The 9,651-nt window shown below is 42.3% G+C and carries 8 protein-coding genes; 3 read left to right on the top strand and 5 right to left on the bottom strand.

The window, feature by feature from the left end:
- Together QUA56_RS22385 and QUA56_RS22380 are read left to right on the top strand one after the other, a co-directional pair.
- Window positions 1–2,862 (top strand): pentapeptide repeat-containing protein (locus QUA56_RS22385; protein ID WP_333361721.1); only part of this gene is annotated, 2,862 nt, incomplete at its 5' end.
- Between the two features lie 91 nt (window positions 2,863–2,953).
- Window positions 2,954–3,520, top strand: a complete 567-nt coding sequence (locus tag QUA56_RS22380) for a type IV pilin-like G/H family protein (RefSeq protein WP_333361793.1) — start codon at window positions 2,954–2,956, stop codon at window positions 3,518–3,520.
- A gap of 127 nt (window positions 3,521–3,647) precedes the next feature.
- On the opposite strand, the gene QUA56_RS22375 is transcribed toward QUA56_RS22380, so the two are convergent.
- The 4 genes from QUA56_RS22375 to ispE form a co-directional block, all read right to left on the bottom strand.
- A complete protein-coding gene (locus tag QUA56_RS22375) occupies window positions 3,648–4,394 on the bottom strand; it encodes a hypothetical protein (protein ID WP_333361718.1) in 747 nt (248 codons plus the stop codon).
- Between the two features lie 546 nt (window positions 4,395–4,940).
- Entirely contained in the window at window positions 4,941–5,564 is a 624-nt protein-coding gene (locus QUA56_RS22370) for a DUF488 domain-containing protein (protein ID WP_333361715.1), read from the bottom strand.
- A 75-nt stretch (window positions 5,565–5,639) separates the two neighbouring features.
- Window positions 5,640–5,987, bottom strand: a complete 348-nt coding sequence (locus QUA56_RS22365) for a DUF3082 domain-containing protein (RefSeq protein WP_333361712.1) — start codon at window positions 5,985–5,987, stop codon at window positions 5,640–5,642.
- Between the two features lie 121 nt (window positions 5,988–6,108).
- Window positions 6,109–7,095, bottom strand: a complete 987-nt coding sequence (ispE, locus tag QUA56_RS22360; RefSeq protein WP_333361709.1) for a 4-(cytidine 5'-diphospho)-2-C-methyl-D-erythritol kinase — start codon at window positions 7,093–7,095, stop codon at window positions 6,109–6,111.
- 90 nt (window positions 7,096–7,185) lie between these two features.
- Between ispE and QUA56_RS22355 the strand changes: the two genes are divergently transcribed.
- A complete protein-coding gene (locus QUA56_RS22355) occupies window positions 7,186–8,715 on the top strand; it encodes an ATP-binding protein (protein WP_333361705.1) in 1,530 nt (509 codons plus the stop codon).
- A 79-nt stretch (window positions 8,716–8,794) separates the two neighbouring features.
- Here QUA56_RS22355 and rsmA read toward each other — a convergent pair whose 3' ends face one another.
- A complete protein-coding gene (gene rsmA, locus QUA56_RS22350; RefSeq protein ID WP_333361791.1) occupies window positions 8,795–9,616 on the bottom strand; it encodes a 16S rRNA (adenine(1518)-N(6)/adenine(1519)-N(6))-dimethyltransferase RsmA in 822 nt (273 codons plus the stop codon).
- Window positions 9,617–9,651: the final 35 nt, after the last annotated feature.

The raw sequence follows: 9,651 nt of genomic DNA, 5'->3' as shown, positions 1-9,651 counted from the left end.
TTCTCCTATATGTCATCATTAACATTTCAAAACTTTCGCGGTCAAAATCTCCAAGGTTGTTCTTTCAAAGGCCTTGACCTGACTAATACAGATTTCTCGAATGCAGATATCCGAGGTGCAGATTTTACCAATGCAATTCTCGATGGTGCTAATTTCAATCACGCTCATTGCGGAGTAGCCAGAAAATCGCAAATCAAAATCTTCATAATTGTAGCACTGCTCTCGGCAATATCAGGAATAGCTGCTGTAATTGCTGTTGATAATACCTTCAAATCTCTAATTTCCAAAACAACGGATAATATCGGTTTTATTCCCACTGCAATCATCTTATTAGTCAATGCTATTCTCTTGACTGCCATGATTCGCGAAGGAATACAAAAAGCGTTGGATTATTTAGGTATTGCGGCTGCTATTTTTGTACCTTTAATTGGTTTTTTATCTGCGTTCTCAAATGATAAACATCCCATACTTTCGTGGTTAAGGTCTTTTAGAACTGGTGCCTTAATGAGTGCCTTGTCTGGCGAAACGAAGGCTAATGATATTCCGTTTTTAATTGTGACATTAACTGCGGCTGTCGTTGCAACTACGATCGCAGTTGTAGCTCTCCCTTTAGCCCTAGCATTGGCTGAAGTTGTTTTAGGGAGGACGATTGCAGCTTTAGCTGTATTTGAAGCTCTGGCTATAAGTGCGATCGCCACCGGAATTATTGTCAAAAATTCAGCTAGATATTTGCATCCAGAGCATAAAATTGTAACTCTGAATCAAGTGGTACTAATTGTTTTGGCTGCGAGCTTAGCTGTAGCTTTAATCTTATTGGGAACTCATATTGCTAAGAGAGTTTTAGCCGAAGATGATAAATACGCCGTAATTCGCCAGTTAGCGATCGTCATTGGTGCGGCTGGCGGCACCAGCTTTTGCGGCGCTCAATTAGCCAATACTAACTTCAGTTATGCTACCCTCAAAAACACCGATTTTAGATTTGCTACTATCCACCGAACTATGTGGCATCACGCTCGTTTTCTCGACTGGGCAAGAGTGGATGAGACAATATTAATTAATCCAGCAGTGCGAGAGTTGCTTGTCACCAGCAACGGCTATCACAAATCCTATCAAGGCATGGATCTGAGAGGAGCAAACCTGATAGGTGCAGACCTCAGCTATGCCCAACTTCAAACAGCAGACCTCAGTCAAGCGACTTTGGAAGCTGCTAATTTAGAATATGCAATATTTAGTCAAGTTCAGGCGATCGGCACTGATTTCAGCAATGCCAAAATGACTGGTGTTTGCGGTTTGGGAACCTGGAATATTGACAGCACTACGGAACTAAAATGGGTAGACTGTAAGTGGGTTTATTTGCTAGAAGAACCGAAGCCGGGAACGGACGATCGCGAACGCCGCCCCAGCAGCAGTCGCGACTACTATCAACCAGGAGAATTTACCATTTTTTTTCAAGAAGTTGTCAATACAGTTGACTTAATTTTTAACCACGGTGTTGACTGGAAAGCTTTCGTAGAATCTTTCCAACAAGTGCAAGTAGAAAATCAAGGCATAAAACTGAATATTCAGAGTATTGAAAATAAAGGAAATGGAGTTGTCGTCAAAGTCAGCGTACCTCCTGATGCCGACAAAGCAAAAATTCACAATGATTTCAATTTTGTCTATCAAGAAATGCTACAACTGCTAGGAACAGAAGTACCTGCCCTGCAAAACTCGGCAGAACAAAGCCAATACTTGCTGTCAGTAGTGGAGGATATAGTCAGACCGTTGTCTGAACAAGTAGTCATCTTAAACTTGGCTAGCGGCGACTTGAAACAAGGGTTTGACGTGACAGTTGATATTTGGTGCGATCGCCAGCGTTTAGCAATAACATTAGAAGGCAAGTTACCACCCAAACCAGAAATTTCCCAACATTATCAACAGTGGCAACAAATGTATAACATTCAAAACCATAAGCGAAAAAACCGTGCCATAAAAATAAAACCAGGTATCACTAACTGTTCCATAGAGGAGCTAAAAACCTTAGCTGAAGAAGTAGAAATAGATGTAAATACTTGGCTAAAATCCGAACATTTTTTCTCAATCCAGCAGGGATTACAGGACAAGTTAAACTGCACTGACGAAGTGCGGGTAATCATCCAAACAGAAGATAACTTACTGCGAAAACTCCCCTGGCATCAATGGAAATTTTTTCATGCTTACTGTAAACCAGAAGTAGCTTTAAGTCGCAAGGTATCTAACAGAGTCAAAAAATCTGTACGCTCCAGAACTAAAGTAAGAATTTTGGCAATCTTGGGCGACAGTACAGGAATTAATGTCGATAACGATCGGCAGATATTGGAGCATTTGTCAGAAGCAGAAACCATATTTTTGGTAGAACCAACTTACCAGGATATTAAGGAATATCTCACCGATGAAATAGGCTGGGATATCTTGTGTTTTTCTGGTCACAGTCAGAGCGAAGTAGATGGCAGTACGGGGGTGATTTGTATCAATAAAACAGATAAGTTAACCGTGGAACAGCTAAAAGATTCCTTGAAAATAGCTATTGAACGGGGTTTGGAAATAGCAATCTTTAACTCTTGCGATGGTTTAGGATTGGGGAAGCAATTAGCCCATCTAGATATCCCTCAAATTATCGTGATGCGGGAACCGGTGCCGGATTTAATCGCCCAGGAGTTTCTGAAAGTTTTTCTCAAAGCTTTTGCTGGCGGCAATTCTTTTTATGTTTCCGTGCGGGAAGCACGAAAACATCTAAAAGATGATTGGGATCTGGAAATTCCCGGTGCTAGCTGGTTGCCTGTTATCTATCAGAATCAAGCTGAGTTTCCCAAGACTTGGCAAAAATTGCAGGGAAATAGTTGACGGCTAGTTAAATAATTGTAGATTTTGCTTGAGGAGGCCAATTATGTCTGTTGTCGATCGACCTTTTAATGGCGGGAAAGACACCCACCCTATGAGAAAATTAAACTATTGTGGAACAGGCATCTTGCCTGTTGGTGAAAAAGGCTTTACTTTGATTGAATTGTTGGTTGTGATATTTATCATTGGGATATTATCAGCTATTGCTTTACCTACTTTCCTCAGATTAATCAGCAAAGCTAAAGAAAGTGAAGCTACACAATATATTAGTTATCTGAACAAACATCAAACTTCGGAATATTTAGAAGGCTCTGGATTTACTAACTCTTTCGGCACTCTCTCATTTCCGCAGCCGCAAACAGCAAGTTCTGCGGCTGGTATTTTAAAATCTGTTGGCTTTTCCGTGGCAGAAACAAACAATTATTTATACGGGATAAAAATTGCCACTTATAATAACAATCCGCTGGCTGTTCAAGTAGCTTTGTCTAAACAATTAGGCGTTGAATCTTATTTCGGAATTGTGTATATCAAAGACAACAGCATTACCTGCGGGCCAGTTGCATTACCGATCAGCTTGTCTTCTCCGGTGTTTCAACAGTTAGGAATATTAAACAATTTGATCTCGAATCCAGGGAATTATTGCCCTCAGTTGTTTTCATGAAAAAATTGATAAGTAAGCCCACATAAAAAACAGAATACGCAGATCCCGGACTTCTTAAACAAGTCGGGGATCTAAAAGAAGAGCATTTTACGTTAAATAATGACCAGACGATTCAGTAACTAAAGCATTAAGATTTCTTTCTCATCTTTCTGTTAGAAGCTCTTTTAGGCAATTGCTTAATTTGACGATCGCCTACTTGAACTTTGACTGCTATGTGATTTTCTTCCGGTTCTCCGACTTGGGCATCGACAATTTCCTCTTCATCATTAATGCCGCTGATTTCAGCCTCTTCAACTTCCTCAAACTCCGACGAATGCGGTTGATTTTCTATTAGCTGGACTGCTAATTGTTCTAGGTTGTGACTAATTTCAGTTTCTCGGATTTCATTCTCTGTTTCCGGGGTCAATAAATCTGCCTCTGACACTGAACAGTCCTCTACTTCTTGACTGACTTCACTTTCTATGATTTGATTATCTACGATCTCCATTGGTAGCTGCTGCTGTGACGCTAACAACTCTTCAAGGCGATCGCCAAGGATTCTGATCTGTTCATTAAGCAGACGAATTTCTCTATCTTGCTGCTGAATCTTTTCCTCGCCATCAGCAATAATCCCATCTCTCTCTAAAATTAAGTCATTTCGAGTTTGCAATTCTAAAGCGTTCATTGCTGCTTTAATTAAATTATAAAAATGCGACTGAGATACATCAACTTTTTTAGCATTCTGGCGAGTTTTTCCTAAAAGCCCAATTTTTTGTCCTTGCTTAACTGCTAACACAAAACCTTGATAATTTTTAATTTTTAATTCTTTGACAAAATCAACTTGAACTAAGCTGCAAGTATATCTCCGACGATCGAAGTAAAATTCTGCTTTCATAAAAAAGCACCCCTTTCTGCTATATTCCCGCCAAATTATAGCACAAACAATGTTAAAACTAGAACAAAATTTCTAAATGTAAGGTGCACGCCAAGTACCATACCGTACTTTCAAATGTATGCGATGTCAAGAGTTGTTCAGGACTAAGGCTAAAAAATGGTTTGACGCCCCACTTATAGCTGTAAGGTACGCACTGCGTACCCTACAAAATTAGGTTCTGTCTCCAGGAGTGTTGCTGCTAAAACAAGAAAAAATACAGCACCGATCGCCCATTTTAATCAAAAACCTACTCAACCTTACCAAGGTTCTGCAAAAAATACTCTCAATCTTTCTGCTTAGCAAAATCTGCCAACTGCGACATACAGCATATTCCATGTATATGCGGTACACACAACAAGGGTCGTAAGTAAGGTGCGTCGCCACCGGTCTATCTGCAAGTTCCATTGAACCCGCTTCGCGGCGACGCACCCTACATAACACGTACCACACAATATAGCTTTATAGTGTACTTGATGAACCTGGAATATGCTGTATTTTATAAATTAATTAATTGCTTTCTTTGCTGACATAAGCGATTTCCAATCCGTGACGATAATAAGCTGTTTCTAAATTAACTATTTGAGCTTTAACTTGAGGCTTTAATTCAAACAAACTTAACTGTATTGGTTCTGGTTTTTTTGCTTTGTTAAACTTGCTCAAAAGTCTTGCTTCTAAATGCTGGTGCGATTCTAAATTGCCATCTGACAGAATGTGATTAATTTTTAAATTAAATTCTTTCAGTTTGTGGCAAACTAAAATAGTCCGATGACAAGTAATCGGGTCTTTTTCCGCACACATTAAACTGATTTTATAATTGGCTGCGCCTTTGAGCAAGCGCTGAATTCCTGCGGAAAATAGAGGAGTTGCTGCTATGCGATCGTATAAAGCTTTACCGCTATAATCGTAACAGCTTAAATCTTCCGGTCTCGCGCCCAACTCTTTGCCTAAAAAAACATATTGAATGCCGACCCTTGACAGAGAAGCTGTAATTTCCGATTTATTAAAATGAGGTAAATAGCGGCTGAAAGGATGCGATCGCACGTCCGCAACTGCTGTAATTCCATGTTGTTGCAGCAGCAAAACAAACGCTTCAATACTCAGATTGGAGTGTCCGATCGTAAATAATTCCATTGCTTCGATCTTGCTATTCAGTGTTTGCCTTGCGGACGAGAGTTTGTGTAGCCCGATTGTTTCAACTTATAGACTTCAACCTGTGGGTTTTTTAACCAAATTTTGAATCAAAATTTGCACGGCCAGCAGCATCAAACCCACAGCCGCCATAGCAAAAACACCAGTCCCCAAAGCAGCCATTCCTACTACCAAAGTTCGCACGGCTACCGAAATTTTAATCGCAGTAATATTGTCCGAATGAACTGGCTTACTTGCAAAACTTTGAGCGATCGACATAGTTAGCGCGTACAAAGGTACCGCAAAGCAGCCCGCCATCAGCGAACCAGTCAGACACCGCAATACCGTCGGCGACTTGGGCGGCAAAGAATCCTCAGCAGAATTTGGAGGTTGAGAACTAGAATTAGGATTAGTTAAATCAGCCATTTAGATTTTAGATTTTAGATTTTAGATTTTAGATTTCGGGTGAATTGACCAAAATAAAAATCCGTGTTTCGTTCCACTTTACCAGTTTTTAAAGCTGATTAGACTGTTGGTAAAATTAGATTCATCTGCGTCGATCGCCCTCGATCGCTCCTTTCGTATCGTTTCCCTCTGAAACAATCCGAATCCCCGTATTGCTAAACTTTGCTACCCAAAAATCCAAATCGGGAGAAGCGATCGCACTTTTAACCCGTTCCAAAACCTGCTGAGCCTGCTCTGGAGACTCCGCCAGCGCAAACACCGTCGGCCCGGAACCCGACATCATCGTTCCCAAAACCCCCGCCGACTCAAAAGCCTCCCGCAACTGCAACACCTGCGGATACACGGGCAAGGCAACTTTTTCTAAATCGTTGTGCAGCAATTGACCAACTTTCGATCGATCTTTTTGGGCGATCGCCCCCACCATCGGCCCCGAATGCAGCCGTTCCCGGCGACAATCCAAATCTTCCGCTGCACAATAGGAACTACTGAACTGCTGGCGATAAGTTTGATACGACCATGCCGTAGAAATACTGAGATTGCGGTACTTGGCCAACACCACAAAAAAGCCCCCCAAATCAGGCAGCGGCGACAGTTTATCTCCGCGACCAGTTGCCAAAGCCGTACCTCCAGTAATGCAAAAAGGCACATCCGAACCCAAAGTTCCCCCCAACTCTTGCAACTCCGACTGAGTAAGTCCCAATTGCCACAGCAAATCCATCCCGACTAACACCGCCGCCGCATTTGCAGAACCGCCGGCGAGCCCCGCCGCCACCGGAATGTGCTTGTGAATGACAATCTCGACTCCGCCGTATTTCGCCAAAGCATCGGGGAATTGCTTCGCCAACAAATCCGCCGCCCGGTAGGCCAGGTTATTCTTATCAGGAGGGACTTGCGGGTGATCGCAGCGCACTCGAATCGTGTCCGTACCGATCGCGCGCAAGTCAATTCGATCGGCTAAATCTATGCTTTGAAGTACCATCGCCAGTTCGTGATATCCGTCGGGGCGATCGCCTATGATTTCCAGATACAGATTGATTTTTGCTGAAGCTAACAGAGAATATGAACGCATAGGTGATTAAGCCGCAGGTGAAAGAAACCCCTGGTTGAAATTAATTGACACCAGTCCGAGTCCATTTTCTCACAACTCAAAGGAAATATTATGCAGGAAATGTGGAAAACTTTTTTTAGTTCCGGGCCATTTATTCCTCACGGTCACTGCTATCTCTGGCAGACCCCGTTAGTCTGGCTTCACGTTACCTCAGATTCGATCATTGCACTGGCGTATTTTTCCATCCCCATTACACTGATTTATTTTATTTCCAAACGCGAAGATTTGCCCTTTGATTGGATCTTTGCCATGTTTGGAGCCTTTATCGTCGCCTGTGGCATCACTCACATATTTGAACTGTGGACACTTTGGCATCCTACCTATTGGCTTTCAGGAACAATGAAAGCAATTACTGCCCTTATTTCATTTGCTACAGTCATACTTTTGGTAGGCTTAATCCCTCAAGCCCTAGCACTTCCCAGTCCAGCCCAGCTAGAATCCGCTAACCGACTGCTAGAAGCTGAAATTGTCGATCGCCACTTAGCAGAAGCTGCACTACAAAAAGCTAAAGAAGAATTAGAAATTCGAGTTGAAGAACGCACCGCAGAGTTAAAGTCTCAAACTCAAAATTTAGAATTTGCCAACCGACTCCTAGCATCTGAAATTGTCGAGCGCCAATTAGCAGAAGCTGCACTACAAAAAGCTAAAGAAGAATTAGAAATTAGAGTTGAGGAACGCACCGCAGAGTTAAAATGTCAAACTCAACAGCTCGAACAAGCATTGTCTGAATTGAAGCAGGCTCAATCAAAGCTAATTCCTAGTCCTGAAATGTCATTTTTCAAGCAGTTATTGACAGAACTGCCTCATCAAATCCACAATCCGATTCACTTTATTTGCGGCAATCTTACTTACGCTCGCGAGTATGTAGATAGTTTGCTAGAACTCGTCGATCTCTATCAAGAGCAGTATCCCCATCCGCTACCAACTATTCAAGAAAAAATTTCTGATATAGATTTAGATTTTATTAAAGAAGACCTACCACAAATATTAATTTCTCTCACAATTGCAGCAGACCGCCTCCGTGGTATTGTCCAGTCACTACGGACTGGTTCTCGCCTTGACGCAGCAGATATAAAAATAGCCGACCTTCACGAAAGTATGGACAGTATACTGAAGATGTTGTCAAGCAGATTGACGCCTCAGCAAGGTTCATGCCACATTGAAGTTATCAAAGAATATGGCAATTTGCCGAAAATAGAGTGCTATTTAGGAGCGATAAATCAAGTATTTATCACTATCATTGGTAATGCGATTGAGGCTTTAGAAGAAAACAGCCACAGCGAGTCGGTTGCAGCCAGTCAACCTGAGCCACGCAATATCAAAATTGCTACCAAACTTTTAGACAATGAACTGGTAGAAATCCGAATTAGCAACAACGGGCCCGAAATAACCGAATCGGTGATGAAGCAGTTATTTAATCCATTTTTTACCACGAAACCAGTAGGCAAACAAGGGATTGGATTGGGTTTATCACTCAGCCATAGCATTATCACAGTAATACATCAAGGCGAATTGCAGTGTATTTCTGCACCGGGGAAAGGTGCGGAATTTATTATTAAAATTCCCATGAGGCTGAAATAAGTAAGCCCATCTCAAAAAACAGAATACCCAGATACCCGCAGGACTTTAAGAAGTCGGGTTTCTCACAAAATCCTGAACTTCAAACCTCGCACATCATATTATTACTCAAACTTACCCATTGAGCCACGCTTAAATCTTCAGCGCGAGATTGAGGATTTATCTGTAACTCTTCTAACAAGTGAACGAGTTTATCTAAATCCACAGCCCCTTTCAAATTATTTCGCAGCATCTTGCGCTTGCTACCAAATCCCAACTTAACTAAATTCTCCAAATAGCGCGGATTAACCGCCGCAGTTTCTATCTGTCTGGGAAGCAGCCGCACCACCGCAGAATCGACTTTTGGCGGCGGAAAAAAGTCTTTAGACGGCACATCGCAAATTAATTCGCATTCTGCTAAATATTGCACCCGCACCGACAAAGCGCCAAAAGCTGTCGAACCCGGTTTAGCGTAAAGCCTTTGGGCTACTTCTTTCTGCACCAAGAGTACGATCGCATCGAAGGGTTTAGCAGCAGGAACAGATATCGTTCCCAGCAGTTTTTGCAGGATCGGGCCGGTGATATTATAGGGAATATTGGCAACAACTTTATTGGGATTTTGGAATTTGGGAAAGGCCGTTAGTTCAGCCTCTAAGTCCATTTCCAGGATGTCGCCTTGCAGCAGTAAAAAATTGTCGGTTTTGCCGAGTTGTTTGGCTAGCTTGAGACACAAATCTCGATCGATCTCCACAGCAACAACAGACTCAGCCGCAGGCAGCAAGCGCCGAGTCAAAATCCCCGTGCCCGGCCCAATTTCCAGGACGCGATCGCGATCCAAAGAAGCTGCTTTCACAATCTTATCTAAGGCTTTCTCGCTTTTGAGCCAATGTTGAGCAAACTGTTTCCGGGGTCTGGTCGATCGCATTGTTTGAATTGTTGGAGAAATCTTAGCCTGCCATT

Source organism: Microcoleus sp. N3A4, assembly GCF_036701805.1.
GTDB lineage: Bacteria > Cyanobacteriota > Cyanobacteriia > Cyanobacteriales > Microcoleaceae > Microcoleus.
Note: the sequence above shows the minus strand (reverse complement) of the source record. Positions and strands in the feature narration are given on the sequence as shown.